Below are 16102 nucleotides of genomic sequence, written 5' to 3'. Positions count from 1 at the left end.
GAGTTCCTGTGACGCACGTCACCGGAACCCGGGCGCCGGACCGGGCAGGGCGGAGTGTGGAAGCACTCATGAGAACGCGTCTTCGCCGCGGCGACCCCGACGTCCTGGGCGAGCTGTACGACGAGCACGCCCAGGTGCTGTACCGCTACGCCCTGCGCGTGACGGGCGACTGGGCGGAGGCCGAGGACGTCGTCTCGACGACCTTCCTGGAGGCGTGGCGCGGCCGGGAGCGGCTGCACCCCGACGGCGACGGGCTGCGCCCGTGGCTGCTGGGGATCGCGACCAACGTCATGCGCCGCAACGCCCGTGCCCGTCGGCGTCGTGACCTCGCGCTCGCCCGGATCCCGGAGCGCGGTTCGGTCCCGGACTTCGCAGACGACCTGGTCGCGCATCTCGCGGACGTGGAGCAGTTGCGTGCCGCGCGCCGGGCGCTCGCCCGGCTCCGGCGCCGCGACCGGGAGGTCTTCACCCTCGTGGTGTGGGCCGGACTGGACTACGCGAGCGCGGCCGAGGCGCTCGGCACGCCGGTCGGCACGGTCCGTTCGCGGCTGTCCCGGGCCCGCGCCCGACTGCGCGAACTCACCGAGACCGAGGCCCATGCCGAGGCCAGAGCCGCGGCCAGGGCGCACGCCAGGGCCCGCGCCGCCGTCCCCGCCCTGCCCGTACCGGGCCGCCTCCCCGCGCTCCGGCCGTCGACCCAGGAGAGCCACGGATGAACGCCACCCCATGGCGCGGTAGGCCGCGCCCGTCGTCCGGGGAGCCCGGGGAGTCCGGGGAACCTGAGGAGCCCAGGGAGCCCGAGGAGTCGGGGGAACCCGGGAGATCGGACGTGTCCGGGGAGTCCGAGCGCCGCGAGCTCGCCGAGCTGCTGCCGCCGCCGGCGGTGCCCGGCCTGCGTGCGGATCGTCAACTGCGGCTGAGGGAGCAGGTGTTGCGCCGGGCCGCCGCATCCGCGGAGCCGCCGGGCCGCCGCTCCGCCCCGCGGGCCCCGTTCCGGCGTCCGGCAAGGTTCCGGATCGCGGTGCCGGCGCTGGCCTGCGCGCTCGCGGTCGCCGGTGTCCTGGTGGTGGACCTCGGGGGCGCGGGGACGGCCGGGCGCGACCGTACGGCGGCGCAGGGCGGTGCCGCCGTCGCCTCCGAAGCGGTTCGGCTCCTCGACCGGATCGCGCTCGCCGCCGCGGCGGGGCCGGAGCAGCCGACGGTCGGCGCCGACCGGTTCGTCTTCATCGAGAGCAGGGTGGCCTACGCCGCGCAGAGTGCGGCGGGTGGCCCGGTGACGATGGCTCCCGCGCACACCCGGCAGGTCTGGCTGTCCGCCGACGGCAGCCGTCCCGGCCTGCTGCGCGAGGAGGGCGGGCCCGACACCCGGCTCGGCGAGGACGGGCCGGTCCTCCTTCTCGATCGGCCGGGGGCGACGCCGCGGCCCGACGCCTCGCGCGGGAGCGGCCCGTCGATCGGCGAACCGACCCACACGTACGTCGCCTCCCTGCCCACCGACCCGGAAGCCCTGCTGAGGCTGATCCGGGAACAGACCCGCGGTGCGGGCCAGGACGGTGCGGGCCGGGGCGGCGACGGCCAGGACCCGGACCAGCGGGCCTTCGCGGCGATCGGCGACCTGCTGGCCGAGACCTGGGCGCCGCCGCAGGTCAGTGCCGCGCTCTACCGCGCCGCCGAGCGGATCCCCGGGGTCACCGTGGTCCCGTCCGCCGGGGACGCCGCCGGCCGGGAGGGCGTCGCCGTGGCCCGTACGGCGCACGGGCGGCAGACGCAGTGGGTCTTCGACCGGACCACGTACGCGTTCCTCGGCGAGCGCACGGTCCTCAGCGAGGCCGGCGAGGCGGGGCCGGCCGGGACGGTGGTCGGCACGTCCGCGGTCCTCGTCAAGGGGGCGGTCGACCGGGTCGGCGAACTCCCGCGGGCGGCAGACCGATCCGGGCCGCCGGCGCACTGACGGCCGCACCGGCCCCGCGCTCCTCCCCGGGCCCGCGCGCATCGGTGGGATGACCGATGTGCGGGCGGCGGGGGCGCGGCCATAGTCCTGGCAGGAGCGTCCGCGGGTGGCCGCGGTGCGCCCGGTTACCGAAAGGACGTCCTGTGGACTCGTGTGCGGCGTATGCGGATCTGGTGTTTCTCGACGGGCGGGTGGTCACGGTCGACGCGGACTTCTCCGTCGCCTCGGCCCTGGCGGTGACCGGCGGGGTCATCAGCGCCGTCGGCGGGAGGGACGACGTCGCCCCGCTCATCGGGCCCCGCACCCGGGTCGTCGACCTGCGGGGGGCGACGCTGCTTCCCGGCATCAACGACTCCCACCTGCACGGATGCGCCTTCGGCATGGCGACGCCGCCGCTCTCCCTCGACCTCGGCCACCCCGCGGTGTCCTCGCTCGGGGACGTGGCCGAGGCGGTACGGGAGGCCGTCGGACGGACCCCGGCCGGGCAGTGGACCACGGGGCACGGCTGGGACACCGGGTACCTCGACGAGTGCCTCCTGGACCCGTCGCGGCAGCCCTCGCGGCACGACCTCGACGCCGTGAGCCCGGACCACCCCGTCGTGCTGTACTCCTTCTCCGGACACGCCACCTGGGTCAACTCCAAGGCCCTGGAGCTCATCGGGATCGACCGGAACACCGTCGCCCCGCCCGGCGGAGCCATCGTCGTGGACGAGGCGGGGGAGCCCACCGGGCTGCTCCACGAGGGGGCCCAGGCCCTCGTCCAGAACGCGCTGCCGCCGCTCGGCCGGCAGGAGCGGACCGACGCGATCAGGACGACCCTCGCCACCCTCGCCCGGCTCGGCGTGACCAGCTACACGGAGCCCGGGCTCGGCCCCGGCGGGGAGGGCATCATGCGGGGCGCGCTCGGCGAGGAGACCCTCGACGTCTACCGCCGGCTGCTGGCCGACGGCGAACTGACCGCCCGCGTCGGCGTCCTGCTGCTGCCCACCGGCATGGCGAGCACCACCGGGGAGTTCGCCCGCGGCCTCGCCGCCCTCGGCGGGCTCGGCGACACGGATCCGCGCCGCCTCGCGGTCCACGGGGTCAAGGTCTTCGCCGACGGCATCGTCCCCAACAGGACGGCCTGGATGCACGAGCCGTACGTCGGCGGCGGCTGCGGCTCCCTGTGCGTCGGCGGCGACACCGACAGCGAGCGGACCGCCGGGATCGGGGCCATGATCCGGCTCGCCCACACCGCCGGGCACCAGCTGGGCGTCCACGTCACCGGCGACCGGGCCATCGACACCGTCGCGGACGCCTTCGTCGCGGCCATGGCCGAGCACCCGCGGCCCGACGCCCGCCACTACGTCATCCACGGCGACTTCCTCACCGCGCACAGCATGGAGGTGCTGGCCGCGCACGGCTTCGGCGTCAACATGAACCCCACCATCAAGTGGACCGTCGCCGACATGGAGGAGGAGCTCGTCGGCGCCGAGCGGGCCGCGTACGCCTGGCCCTACCGCGACGCCGTCGACGCCGGTGTGCGGGTCACGAGCGGATCCGACGCGCCCGTCACCCACCCGGACTGGCGCCAGGGCGTCGCCACCATGATGCTGCGCGAGTCCAAGGCCGCCGGCCGGGTCAGCGGCCCCGAGCAGCGCATCGGCCTGGCCGAGGCGCTGCGCACCTACACGATCGACGCGGCCTGGCAGGACTTCGCCGACGACTGGAAGGGTTCCCTGGAGCCGGGCAAGGCCGCGGACCTGTGCGTGCTCGACGGGGACCTGCTCGCCGCCGACCCCCGCGACATCCCGACGATGCCCGTCGTCCTCACCGTCATGGACGGGCGGATCGTGCACGAGGCCCCGCGCGATTGACGTAACTCCGGGCACATGATCATCCTTGGACGGTGGCAGCGGAGCGAAGCGGGGCGGAACGGAACGGGACGGACATCCTGGACGCGGCCGTCCGGGTCCGCGAGGCCGCCAGGGGTGCCGCGGCCGGTACGACCGGCCTCGACGCGGTCCTGGCGGCACTGTCGGAGGTGATGGAGTACGAGCACGCCTCCCTGGCCCGGTGGGATCCGCTGCGCGGGCACCACACCACCCTGGCCGGGAGCTACCCGGACGACGCCACGGCGTACATCGAGACCCGCCTGCACCACGATCCGGTGTTCCCCGTGCTCCGCAGTCCGGCCCGGGGCGGCCTGTGGCTCGGGGACGTCCCCGGGCGGCTCCTCGCGGCCTCCCCGGGCTTCCGGGAGGTGCTGCGCCCCCTCGGCATCGAGGGCGGTGTGGCCCAGTGCCTGTTCGCCGTCGACGGCCGGTACGTCGGGATGCTGAACGTGAGCACCCGTCGGCCGCGGCGCGCGCCCGATCCCGCCCGGGCCGTGGTCACCCTGCTCAGCGAGGCGCTCGCCGCGGCCGTCGCCCCCCGTGAGGGCTCGCGGCCCGAGGGCGCGACCGCGGCCGTCCCGCCCGCGTCGTCCCGGCCCGGCGGACTCTCGCCCCGGGAGCTCCAGGTCCTGGCCGAACTGACGGCCGGCCGCACCAACCGGGAGATCGCCGAGCGGCTGTACATCACGCCGCGCACGGTGGGGACCCACATCGAGCACATCCTCGCCAAGCTCGACCTCCCCAACCGCGCGGCCGCCGCGGCCCGGGCCGCGGCCTGGGGGATCGGCTGCTCCCGCTGACGCTGACCGGCGGCCCGGGCCGTCCGAGCCGTCCGAGCCGTCCGGGCGGGGCGGTCGGCGCGGGATCGTCCGGCACCCTGCGGACGGGCCCGCTCAGTGCTGGTGGTCGGCGGGGGCCGGGGCCTCGGCGGCGCCGTCCGTCGTCACGGTGAAGGCCGCCGTGCGGACGGTGTCCTGGTGCTTGAAGTCCAGGAAGAGGCGGTAGCCGCCGGTGCTCGGGGCGGTGGTGGTGAAGCCGATCTCCGGGCCCGGGGCGCCGGTGTCCGGGTGGACGTGCAGGTAGGCGAGGTCGCCGGCGCGCAGCGCGACGAGGTGGCCGTACGCGCCGAGGTAGGGCTGGAGGTCGGTGACGGGCCTGCCGTCCTTGCTGACGCTCAGGGTCAGCCTGCCGCTGCGCCCGGGCGTGAGGTCGCCGCCCAGGGTGACGGTGTAGCCGTCGACCGTGACGGTCCGTCCGGTCTCCGGCAGCGGGGCCGGCCGCAGGTCGCCCGCGGCGTGCAGGTCGGCGCCGAGGGTGAGTCCCCCGGCGGCGCCGGACGGGGTGAAGTCCGCGAGGACCCGGTACTCCCCGGCGGCGGGGACGGCGGTGCGGGCGCTCCAGGTACCGTCGGCGGCCAGGGTCGGGTGCAGGTGCTGGAAGGTCGACAGGTCGCGCGGGGCGACGATCAGGTGCAGGTCCTTCTCGTGCTCCTGCTGGTAGGCGGTGACGGGCTTGCCGTCACTGCCGAGGATGCGGAAGCGCAGGTCGGTGGGGGAACCGGCGGTCACGAAGGGGTTCTCGACGCTGAGCGTGTAGCCGCGCTCGGAGATCTGGAGCCCGCCGGGCAGGTGCTCGGCGCCGCCGCCCGACGCCTCGGTGTGCCCCGCGTGCCCGGCCATGGCGGGCTTGGGGGAGGGGCCGCCGCTGCCGGTGGCGTGGCCGACGCCGAGGGCGAGGCCGAAGGCGGCGGCGAGTCCGGCGGCGAAGGCGGTGATGCGCAGCGGGGTGTTCATGACGCGGTTTCTCCTCGTGGCGCGGAGCGAAAGGGGGGCGGGGCGGGCGCTCAGGCCCGCATGAGCCGGGCGATGGCCTGCGTGGCCTCGGCGACCTTGGCGTCCGCCTCGGCGCCGCCGGCCGCGATGGCGTCGTGGACGCAGTGGGCGAGGTGGGAGTCGAGCAGCTGCAGGGCGACCGACTGGAGGGCCTTGGTGGCGGCCGAGACCTGGGTGAGCGTGTCGATGCAGTAGGTGTCGGTGTCGACCATGCGCTGGAGGCCGCGGATCTGGCCCTCGACGCGGCGCAGCCGGCGCAGCAGCCGGTCCTTGTCGTCGTGGTAGCCGGCCATGGGGTCCTCCTCGGGGTTCCGGCGGGGTTCGATGCCTTGAGTGAATACCCCATGGGGGTATTGAGTCAAGCGGTCGCCGCCCCGGAAAATACCTGCCGGGGGTATCGCTCAACCCTTGCGGTCGATACCCCTCGGGGGTATAAGTGAACCCGGCACCGCCCGATACCCCTCCTAGGTATGAAGGCCCGGCCGCCGAACGTACCGCACGACGACGTCACGAGGAGCGACGATGACTACCCAGGCACCCGCCTCCGCGGAGGTGGAACTCTCGATCGGCGGAATGACGTGCGCCTCCTGCGCGGCCCGCATCGAGAAGAAGCTCAACCGGATGGACGGGGTCACCGCCAGCGTCAACTACGCCACCGAGAAGGCGAAGGTCTCCTTCGAGGGCGGGGTCGAGGTCGCCGACCTGATCGCCACCGTCGAGGCCACCGGCTACACCGCCGCGCTGCCCAAGCCCCCGGTCGCCGAGGGCGGGAGCGGCGAGCAGACCGAGCCGGCCGACGAACTGGCCCCGCTGCGCCAGCGGCTGTTCACCGCGGTGGCGCTCGCGGTCCCGGTGATCGCGATGGCGATGGTGCCGGCCCTCCAGTTCGACAACTGGCAGTGGCTGTCGCTGACCCTCGCCGCGCCGGTCGTCACCTACGCCGCCTGGCCGTTCCACCGGGCCGCGTTCACCAACGCCCGGCACGGCGCCGCGACCATGGACACCCTGGTCTCGCTCGGCACCCTCGCCGCGTTCCTCTGGTCGCTGTGGGCGCTGTTCCTCGGCGACGCCGGGATGCCGGGCATGCGGCACGGCTTCGAGTTCACCATCGGCCGCAGCGACGGCTCGTCCAACATCTACCTGGAGGCGGCGGCCGGCGTCACCGCCTTCATCCTGGCCGGCCGCTACTTCGAGGCGCGCTCCAAGCGCACCGCCGGGGCCGCGCTCAAGGCGCTGCTGGAACTGGGCGCCAAGGACGTGACGGTGCTGCGCGGCGGAACCGAACTGCGCATCCCGATCGCGGATCTCGCGGTGGGCGACCGCTTCGTGGTCCGGCCGGGCGAGAAGATCGCCACCGACGGCACGGTGGTCGAGGGCGCCTCGGCCGTGGACGCCTCGATGCTGACCGGCGAGTCCGTTCCGGTCGAGGTCGGGGTCGGGGACGCCGTCACCGGTGCCACCGTCAACGCGGGCGGGCGCCTGGTGGTCGAGGCCACCCGGGTCGGCGCCGACACCCAGCTGTCCCGGATGGCCAGGCTGGTCGAGGACGCGCAGAACGGCAAGGCCGCCGCCCAGCGCCTCGCCGACCGGATCTCCGCGGTCTTCGTGCCGATCGTGATCACCCTCGCGGTGGCCACCCTCGGCTACTGGCTGGGCACCGGCGAGGGCTGGACCGCCGCCTTCACGGCAGCGGTGGCCGTGCTGATCATCGCCTGCCCGTGCGCCCTCGGCCTGGCCACCCCGACCGCCCTGCTGGTCGGCACCGGTCGCGGCGCCCAGCTGGGCGTCCTGATCAAGGGCCCGGAGGTGCTGGAGTCCACCCGCAAGGTCGACACCATCGTCCTGGACAAGACCGGCACCGTCACCACCGGCCAGATGACCCTGCTCGCGGTGCACACCGCCGAGGGCGTGGACCGGGCCGAGGTGCTGCGCCTGGCCGGCGCCCTGGAGCACGCCTCCGAACACCCGATCGCCCGGGCGATCGCCACCGCCGCCGCCAAGGCCGGCGAACTGCCCGCGGTCGAGGGCTTCGAGAACGTCCCGGGCCTGGGCGTCCAGGGCGTGGTGGACGGCCACGCCGTGGTGGCCGGCCGGGAGGCCCTGCTGAACGCGTGGTCGCAGCACCTGCCCGAGACGCTGGCCGAAGCCAAGTCCGCCGCCGAGGCGGCCGGCCGCACCGCGATCGCGGTCGGCTGGGACGGCGAGGCGCGGGCCGTGCTGGAGGTCGCCGACGCGGTCAAGCCGACCAGCGCCGAGGCGATCGGCAAGCTGCGCGCACTGGGCCTGACCCCGGTGCTGCTGACCGGCGACAACCGGCTGGTCGCCGAGGCCGTGGCGGCCGAGGTCGGCATCGCGCCGGAGCACGTGATCGCCGAGGTCATGCCGCAGGACAAGGTCGACACCGTCAAGCGGCTGCAGGCCGAGGGCAGGGTCGTGGCGATGGTCGGCGACGGCGTCAACGACGCGGCCGCGCTCGCCCAGGCCGACCTGGGCCTGGCGATGGGCACCGGCACCGACGCCGCCATCGAGGCCGGCGACCTCACCCTGGTCCGCGGCGACCTGCTGGCCGCGGCGGACGCCATCCGGCTCTCCCGCCGGACCCTGGGCACCATCAAGAGCAACCTGTTCTGGGCCTTCGGCTACAACGTCGCCGCCCTGCCGCTGGCCGCGGCCGGGATGCTCAACCCGATGATCGCGGGGGCCGCGATGGCCTTCTCCTCGGTCTTCGTGGTCGGCAACAGCCTCCGGCTGCGCCGCTTCCGCTGACCGGCCGACTCCGCCTCCGCCTCGTCCGCGCTTCCGCGGGGACCCCGCGTCCGTCCGGGCGCCGAGGCGCCGGGGACCCGAGCCACTTCCCACCGCCGGGCCGAGGCCCCGGAACCCCGCAAAGGGTTCCGGGGCCTCGGCGTCGGTCCGGCCGGTCAGTCCTCCGGCAGCCCCACCGCCTGCCAGCGGTATGCCGCGTCCTCCTGCCACACCTGCAACTCGCCCTCCACCACCGCCGCCAGGCACAGCCTCCAGTCGTCGCCCATGGCCAGCGCGACCCGGGTGGCCGGACGCAGCGTGGGCCGCCACCAGCGCGGCCGACGGGAGGCGCCGCCGGCCGGCAGCCGCAGCCGTACGCCGCCCGCGCCGGCCAGTGCGACGGTCGGGCCGCCGCGGTGGCCCACCATGGCGATGCCGAGCGAGGGCTCGCCGTCGCCGATCTCGGTGCCCGCCCCGGCCGCGCCGAGGGTGTGCAACTGGACCGAGCCGTCCGCCCGCAGGGTGGCGGCCTGCGGTCCGGCGGAGGTGCGGGCCAGCGCCCCGGCGCGCAGCGGCCCGGCCGGGCCCACCGGGACGGGCGGCCGCGCGGCGCCGGGCCGCCAGCTCAGCACCCGCTCGCGGTGCTCGACCAGCAGCAGCCAGGCGCCGGGCCGCTCCTCCTCGGCGGCGAGCACCCGGTCGGCCGGGCAGCCGGGGTGTTCCTGCCCGGTCAGGGTGCGGCCGGGGGCCCAGCGGTAGGAGCGCAGCGCGCCGCCGGCCGCCGTCCAGACCGTCATCTCCCCGGTCGAACCGACCGCGCCCGCCAGGCCGTTGACCCCGCGGGCCGCCTCCCACCAGCCGGTCGCCGTACCGACCCACAGGGTGCCGCCGCGGTCCTCGGCGCAGACCACCAGCTCGCCCTGGGGTCCGGCCCAGCCGGCGCTCAACTCCCGTACGGCGGACAGGCCCTGGCCGGCCGGAAGGCGCCGGTCGCGGCTGCCCGGCCCGGCCAGCGCGGTGCCGTCGGCGCCGCCGGTGACCACCAGCGGCCCCCCGGCCGGGTCGGGCAGCACGGCCAGACCCGCGGTGCGGGCCACCGGCCGGTGGCCGCGCAGCAGTTCGCGGCCCCGGGCGGCCCACGGGCCGAGCGGGGAGGGGCGGCGGTCCGGCTCGCGGGCCAGCGGCTCGCAGGCCCAGCGCGCCAACTCCTCGCCGTAGCCCGCGGCCAGCAGCTCGGCGCGGGCCTGCTCGGCGGCCAGCCGGTGGTCCAGCCGGCCGTGGTCGGGCAGCAGCAGGGTGCGAGCGAGGGTGCCGACCGCGAACAGGTCCTTGGCGGTGGTCGGGAAGCCGCCCACCTGCTCGGCCTCCGGCGGGACGTGCCCGGGGGTGAACACCGCGACGGTCAGGGTGTGGTCCAGCGGAGCGAGGAAGGTCAGGTCGATCAGCTTGACCTGCCCCTGGCCGTCCACCAGGACGTTGGCGGGGGAGATGTCGCGGTGCACCCAGCGCTTGCGGTGCAGCTCGTCGACGATCCGGCAGAGCCGGGTCAGCACCTCCGCCACCGCCGACGGACCGCCGCGCTGGCCGCGCGCCCAGGTGTGCAGCGGCGCGCCCTCGACCCAGGGCGAGATCTGGTAGCCCAGCAGCGCGCCGCCGGGCGGGGTTCCGGGCCGGTGCGGGGAGGGGCCGAGCAGGAAGCTGGGCACCACCAGGTCGGTGACGCCCAGCCGGTGCGCGTTGTGCGAGACGTCGTCCCAGCGGCCGAGCCAGCGCCGCACCTCGGTCGGGTCGCGCTCCAGCATGATCTTGGCGGCGACCAGTTCCTTGCGCCCGTTGTGTCCGGTGCGAACCGCCCGCCACACCTCGGCCTCACCGCCCCGGTGGTGGAACTCCAGGAGTTCGTACTGCTCCGGGTCGAACTCCGGCCCGAACCGGAGCCCGGGCACCCAACGCGACTCCGACACACGACCCCCGACGCTACTGACCGCTGTGGACGCGCTGTTGGCGCGCTGCTGTTGAGCCGCTGCCGTGCTGCCGTTCCGCCGGCGGCGCGATGCCCAGGATAGTGCTCTTTCCTGTTCGTCCGTCCGATCGAGGGCCTATTCTGATGGCGCCCGGGCAACATCACGACACGAAGTCAACTCATGATCGCCCAAAGGCAGTTGATCATGCGATGGTCGGTGTCCGAACACAGGGGGACGGTGCATGGCACTGATAGCGGTGCTGCTGGTCGTGCTGGCGCTGGCCGGTGCGGCCGCCGTCGTCCTGGCCCGCCGCCGACGGACCCTGGACGCCGCGACGGTGACGAAGGCCCTGGCCGCGGCCGCCGAACGGCTCGCCGCCGGCCGGGCCGCCCAGGCCCGCCGCCGCTACGCCCGGCTGGCCCGCCGACTCGCCGACGCCCCCGAGGAACTGCGCCCGCAGCGCGGCCTCGCCCTGCTCGGCCAGGCCGACGCCACCGCCTCCACCGGCGACCAGCAGGCCACCCTCGCCCTGTACCGCGAGGCCTACCCGCTGCTCGCCGACCCGGCCCGGCAGCTGCCCCGGTGGAGCCTGCGCCGCCTCGCCGAGGAACGGATGCAGGCCCCCGACGGCGACCTCGGCCCGCTGCTCGCCTTCCTCCAGGCCACCACCGCGGGCGCCGAGCCCGGCGAGGAGGCCGAAGCCGCCGTCCGCACCGTCGACTGGCTGCAGCACCGCTGCCGCGAAGGCACCCCCGACCAGCGCGAACACGTCACCGCCGCCGCCCTCGCCGCCCTGCCCGGCCGGGACTGGCCCGTGCTCGCCCGGGCCGCCCTGCTGCGCGCCACCGACCGGGCCGCCGACGCCGAGGCCCTGCTCGCCGCCGCCGCCCCCACCGGCAGCGGCGAACTCTGGTTCCGCTGGGGCGCCCAGCTCTACACCCTGCACCGCGACCGACCCGCCGTCACCGCCTTCGACGAGGCCCTGCGCCGCGGCCCCGGCGACCCCTCCCCGTGGGGGCGCGGCCCGGCCCTGCGCACCGACAGCCTGCTCTTCTGCGGCCTGGCCCGCCAGCGCCTCGGCGCCACCGAGGAGGCCTGGGCCGACCTCGCCGCCGCCGCCGGCGAGAGCCCGACCGACCCCCGCCCCCGCTACGCCCTCGGCCGGCTCGCCCTGCTGCTCGGCGCCGACGAACCGGCCCGGGAGCAGTTCACCGCCGCCCTGACCGTCCGGCCCGACTTCGCCCCGGCCCGGCTCGGCCTCGCCCTGGTGCACGAGCGGGCCGAACGCCCCGCCGAGGCCGCCGCCGACTACCGGGCCGGCCTCGGCGGGGCCCCCGACTGGCGCCCCGCCAGGGTCCGGCTCGGCGCCGCCCTGCTCGCCGCCGGCCAGGCCGAACAGGCCGAGCCGATCCTGCGCGCCGAGGCCGACACCGAACCCGGAAGCCGCTGGACCGCCGTCGCCGCCTTCCACCACGGCCTCGCCCGCGCCCGCGCCGACGACCCGGCCGGCGCCCTCGCCCGCTGGGAGTCGCTCGACGACGAGGACCTGGGCCCCCGCCGGGCCCTGGCCCGCGACCGGCTCGCCCGCACCCGCCTGGCCACCGACCCGACGGCCGCCCGCGAACTCTGGCAGCAGGCCACCGCCGACCACCCGGCCGCCCCCGGCTACCGGGCCGCCCTGCGCGAAGCAGCCCTGCGCGAGGCCGCCCACCTGCTGGTCACCGGCCGGGACCACGCCGAACCGCGCGGCCGCGCCGCCGCCGCGCTCGCCCTCGCCGACACCCTGCCCGGCGCCCTCACCCACCGCCAGGCCCGGCTGCGGGCCGCCCTCGCCCTGGCCGAGGGCACCCCCGAGCCGGTCACCACCCTGCTCGACGCCGGCAGCGGCCTGCGCGACCGCTACCACCTGGCCGCCGTCGCCCTGCTGGCGGGCCGCCCGGCCCGGACGATCGCCCTGCTCGGCCCGCCCGACCCGGCCGGCGACCCGGCGACCGCCCGGCTGCGCGCCCTGCTCGCCGAACGGGCCGGCAACTGGGCCGCCGCACTGGACTGGTACCGGTACTTCCTGGCCTCGGGCACGGCGGCGGGCGCGGCGCCCACCGGCGACTGCGCGCTCTGCGACCGCCCCGCCGCAGGCACCTGCGGCGGCTGCGGCCGCGAGGCCTGCACCGACCACCAGCACACCCCCGAGGCCGCCGGCTCGGCCCGCTGCGTGCGCTGCGCCGCCCCCGCCCTGCGCGCCGTCCTCGACTGCGCCCGCCGGGCCGGCACCCCAGAAGAAGCCGAACCCGTGCTCGCCCGCTGGGCCGAGGCGCTCGGCGAGGGCGCCGCCGCCGCGCCCGTCCGGCTCGACCTCGCCCTGCTGCGCGCCGAACTCGGCCGGCTGGACGAGGCCCTGGCCGGCCTGCCCGCGGACGCCGGGACGGCCCGCGCCGCCGTCCTGGTCCGCCGGGCGGGCGCCGCCCTCGCGGCCGGGCGGCTCGGCCCGGCCGCCGTCGACCTGCGCCAGGCGCTCCGACTCGCCCCCGGACACGAGCTGCCGGGCCGCGAGCGGGCGGCCGGCGCGCTCGTCCTGCTGGCCGAGCACGAGGCGCACCAGGCCGCCCTCGACGGCCGCCACCGCGAGGCCTGGGAGGTCTACCGGGAGCTGCTGGTCAAGGACCCGGCCCACCCCCGGCTGCTGCACGCCCTCGGCCTGGCCGGCTACCGGCTCGCCGCCGCCGCTGCCTCCGGCACCCCTGATGCGCCTGACGCCCCTGACGCCCCCGGCGCCCCTGACGCCCCCGGCGAAGAGGTCTGGGCCTGGACGCTCGGCTGCCTGGTCGCCGCCCTGCACCAGCCCGAGCTGTGGACCGAGTCCGCCCGGATCACCGGCCGCACCGCCGAACCCCAGCGGCTGGCCGCCGCCCGCGCCGCCCTGCTCGACCGCCTCCGCGACGACCTGCGCGCCCTGGACCGGGCCGCCGGGCGCAGCGGCGACGAGGTCACCGCCTGGACGCTGCGCCTCGGCATGGAGGCGCACTGCGCGGACGCCTTCGCCCAGGAGGACATCCGGATCACCCTGCCCGGCCGCCCGGCCCGCCGTCTCGCGCTCGGCCCCGCCCTCGAAGGTTTGCTCCGCGACGATCCCGAACTCCCCGGCTGGGCCGAGGCCTTCGAGCAGGCCGTACGGGCCTGGCGCCGGCCCGCCGGCCCCGACGCGCCCGCGCCCACCCGGGCCCTCGGCCTGTTCGGCGACCTCGGCGCGCAGCGCTACCTGCAGCTCCAGGGCCGGCAGGCCGCCGCCGTCGCCGCCCTGGACGCGGTGCCCGAACAGCGGCGCGGCGAGGACTGGCAGTCGCTGCTCGGCGAGTCCCTGGTCAGCCAGGCCCGCGAGCACCACCGCAACCAGGACTGGCGCGAGGCCCTGGAGAGCCTCACCCGCGCCCGGTCCGTCCCCGGTGCCAGGCTGCCCGCCGACGCCGCCGCCATCGCCGCCGAGTCCGGCCTGCGAGCGGCCCGCGCGCTGCTCAAGAACAACCTGGACGACCAGGCCGGGGCCGCCGAACTCCTGGAGAAGGCCCTGGTGTTGGCCCCCGACGACCCCGAGGTGCAGGGCGACCTCGGTGCCACCTACGCCCAGTGGGCGCGCAAGATCAACAACGAGGACAAGGACTACCCCCGCGCCCTCGCGCTGCTGGAGAAGAGCCTGGAGCTGGCACCCGACGACCCGACCGCCCGCCACTTCCTGGAGGCCGCCCTCGGCAACCGGGCCGGCCAGCTCAGCCACGCCGACGCCACCGACGCGGAACTCGTGGAGGCCGCCGAAGCCTGGCGGGCGCTGATCGAACTCAACCCCGATCCGGACCACCGGCTCGGCCTCGCCTTCGTGCTGCGCCAGCTCGCCCGCTCGGCCGCCTTCGCCGACGACCGCCGGCGCGCCGTCGAGTGGATGGCCGAGGCGCTGCGCGCCGACCCGGAATGGGAAGGCGGGGTCGAACAGGAGGCCCCGCGCCGGGTCTCGGTGATGCTGGCCAACCACGTGGTGGACGGTATGGAGGACCAGCCGTTCACCGACCAGGCCGCGATGCTCCAGAAGGCCAGGTCCTACGACGACTCCACCGACATCCGCCGGCTGATGGTCGGCGTCTGGCGCGGCAAGGCCATCAGCCACTACGAGGGCCGCCGCTACCGCGCGGCGATCCGGCTGCTGGAAGAGGCGCTCGAACTGTCCGGCACCGCGGAGGACACCGACAAGCTGCGCCGCGAACTCGGCATCGTCTACGGCTCCTTCGCCGTCCAGCAGGCCAATGCCCGGAAGCTGCGCGAGGCCCGTGACCTGGCCCGCAAGGCCGTCGAGTACAGCCCGGACGACGTCGAGCTGCACGTCATGCAGCGGCGGATCAACTCGCTCTACTGACGGCAACCGCACGGCAGTTGGCGTCGTCCTAGACCGTACGCCGCAGACCGCAGACCGCAGACCGCAGACCGCAGACCGCAGACCGTCACCCGGGCCGCCACCCCGAGCCGTCCCCGACACCGTGAGGAGAGAGACCGCCCGCCATGCCACTGAACGAACCGTCGCCGTACGAGGTCCTGGGCATCCCGCTCACGGCCGGCGTGCGCGAGATCAACCTCGCCGTCGGACCGGCGATGCGGGCCGGCCGGTACACCCGCCAGCAGATCCAGGAGGCCGCCGCGCTGCTGCGCAACCCGGACCGGCGCCTGGAGGCGGACCTCCAGCAGCCCCTCCCTCCCGAGCCGGTCGACCAGGCCGCCGAGTTGCTCGCCCCCGCGCTCGCCGAGCCGCTGCTGGTGATCGAGCGCCCACCGCTGCCGCCGGCCGCCCTGCCCGCCCTCCACCGCGCCGAGCTGGCCGCCGACTTCGCCGAGCCCGCCCCCGGCGGCGCCGACCCCGAACCACCCGTCCCCGCCCGCTACGCGGCGGACCTGTCCGTGCTGCCGCAGATCGAGGTTCCCGAATGACCGACGCACCCGCCGACGCACCCACCGGCACGCCCGCCGCAGACCCGCTCGACGGCCGCCGGCGGCTGGAGATCCCGCCCGGCGTCGAGGACGTCGACCTGGAGCAGGCGTTCGGCCGGCTGCTCTTCCGGGCCTCGCTGCTGGGGAGCAAGCTGACGGAGCAGAAGCAGGCCGCCCGGGCCGAGCAGCGCGAACTGCTGGGCATCCTGGTCGAGGTGGACGACGCGCTCGCCGCCCTCGGCCTGGACCGCGAGCTGGTGGCGCTCGGGCGCGGCGCCGGACTGGAGGCCACCCGGCGGCGGTTGCTCGGGCAGCTCGCCAAGGCCAAGGTGCGGCCGATGCGGCTGGAGGGCATGACGGCGGACCCGGACCTGACCGAGATCGTGGGCACCGAGCCCCGCGCCGGGGTGGCGCCGGAAACGGTGGTGCGGACGGTGGTGACCGGGTTCTTCTGGGGGGACGAAGTGCTGCGCCGGGCCCAGGTGGTGGTCGCCGCGCCGGAGCCGGAGCCGGAGCCGGACCCGCAGCCGCGGCTGGAGGACGGGGCGGCGGAGGCGCACTTCCCGGTCCCGCTGCCGGAACCGGAGACGCCCGAGGCCGCCGAAGCCGCCCCGCCCGCCACCGCCGCCGATACCGCCGACGCCACCGCGCCGGTCACCCGGGCCCAGCCCAAGGCGGCCCCGCCCCGGGCCCGCCGCCGGGGCAGGGCCGTGGCCAAGCAGGCCAAGCGCAAGAAGTAGCCAGGACCACGAGGGGCAAGAGGGGAACGAC

The 16102-nt window shown here is 76.5% G+C and carries 11 protein-coding genes; 8 read left to right on the top strand and 3 right to left on the bottom strand.

Features of this window, described 5'->3' with window-relative positions:
• The first annotated feature begins 68 nt into the window (after nt 1-68).
• The 4 genes from ACZ6EM_RS00640 to ACZ6EM_RS00625 all read left to right on the top strand — a co-directional run bounded on the left by ACZ6EM_RS00640 (nt 69) and on the right by ACZ6EM_RS00625 (nt 4625).
• A complete protein-coding gene (locus ACZ6EM_RS00640) occupies nt 69-716 on the top strand; it encodes an RNA polymerase sigma factor (protein ID WP_465771295.1) in 648 nt (215 codons plus the stop codon).
• Nucleotides 717-829: 113 nt separating this feature from the next.
• Entirely contained in the window at nt 830-1951 is a 1122-nt protein-coding gene (locus ACZ6EM_RS00635) for a CU044_5270 family protein (RefSeq protein WP_465771293.1), read from the top strand.
• Nucleotides 1952-2124: 173 nt separating this feature from the next.
• Entirely contained in the window at nt 2125-3807 is a 1683-nt protein-coding gene (locus ACZ6EM_RS00630) for an amidohydrolase (RefSeq protein ID WP_465771292.1), read from the top strand.
• Nucleotides 3808-3839: 32 nt separating this feature from the next.
• The gene (locus tag ACZ6EM_RS00625) at nt 3840-4625 is read left to right on the top strand and encodes a helix-turn-helix transcriptional regulator (protein WP_465771291.1); all 786 of its coding nucleotides are present in this window, start codon (nt 3840-3842) and stop codon (nt 4623-4625) included.
• 93 nt (nt 4626-4718) lie between these two features.
• Here the strand turns inward: ACZ6EM_RS00625 and ACZ6EM_RS00620 are convergent, their stop codons facing one another.
• Together ACZ6EM_RS00620 and ACZ6EM_RS00615 are read right to left on the bottom strand one after the other, a co-directional pair.
• Nucleotides 4719-5618: a hypothetical protein gene (locus ACZ6EM_RS00620; RefSeq protein ID WP_465771290.1), complete on the bottom strand. Its 900-nt coding sequence runs from the start codon at nt 5616-5618 to the stop codon at nt 4719-4721.
• 50 nt (nt 5619-5668) lie between these two features.
• The gene (locus ACZ6EM_RS00615) at nt 5669-5950 is read right to left on the bottom strand and encodes a metal-sensitive transcriptional regulator (RefSeq protein WP_452178173.1); all 282 of its coding nucleotides are present in this window, start codon (nt 5948-5950) and stop codon (nt 5669-5671) included.
• A 229-nt stretch (nt 5951-6179) separates the two neighbouring features.
• On the opposite strand from ACZ6EM_RS00615, the gene ACZ6EM_RS00610 reads away from it, so the two are divergent.
• Nucleotides 6180-8423: a heavy metal translocating P-type ATPase gene (locus tag ACZ6EM_RS00610; protein ID WP_465771289.1), complete on the top strand. Its 2244-nt coding sequence runs from the start codon at nt 6180-6182 to the stop codon at nt 8421-8423.
• 155 nt (nt 8424-8578) lie between these two features.
• Here ACZ6EM_RS00610 and ACZ6EM_RS00605 read toward each other — a convergent pair whose 3' ends face one another.
• Entirely contained in the window at nt 8579-10366 is a 1788-nt protein-coding gene (locus tag ACZ6EM_RS00605) for a serine/threonine protein kinase (RefSeq protein WP_452180072.1), read from the bottom strand.
• A gap of 241 nt (nt 10367-10607) precedes the next feature.
• Here ACZ6EM_RS00605 and ACZ6EM_RS00600 point away from each other — a divergent pair, with 241 nt between their 5' ends.
• From ACZ6EM_RS00600 to ACZ6EM_RS00590, 3 genes are all read left to right on the top strand, one after another.
• Nucleotides 10608-14765 carry a hypothetical protein gene (locus ACZ6EM_RS00600; RefSeq protein ID WP_465771288.1) on the top strand — a complete coding sequence of 1386 codons (4158 nt, stop codon included), beginning with the start codon at nt 10608-10610 and terminating at the stop codon, nt 14763-14765.
• Between the two features lie 143 nt (nt 14766-14908).
• A complete protein-coding gene (locus tag ACZ6EM_RS00595) occupies nt 14909-15331 on the top strand; it encodes a hypothetical protein (RefSeq protein ID WP_359905463.1) in 423 nt (140 codons plus the stop codon).
• Entirely contained in the window at nt 15328-16071 is a 744-nt protein-coding gene (locus ACZ6EM_RS00590) for a nucleotide exchange factor GrpE (protein WP_465771287.1), read from the top strand. Before ACZ6EM_RS00595 ends, ACZ6EM_RS00590 begins: the two co-directional genes overlap by 4 nt.
• The last annotated feature ends 31 nt before the right edge of the window (nt 16072-16102 follow it).

The organism is Kitasatospora sp. NPDC041917 (assembly GCF_055589745.1).
Note: the sequence above shows the minus strand (reverse complement) of the source record. Positions and strands in the feature narration are given on the sequence as shown.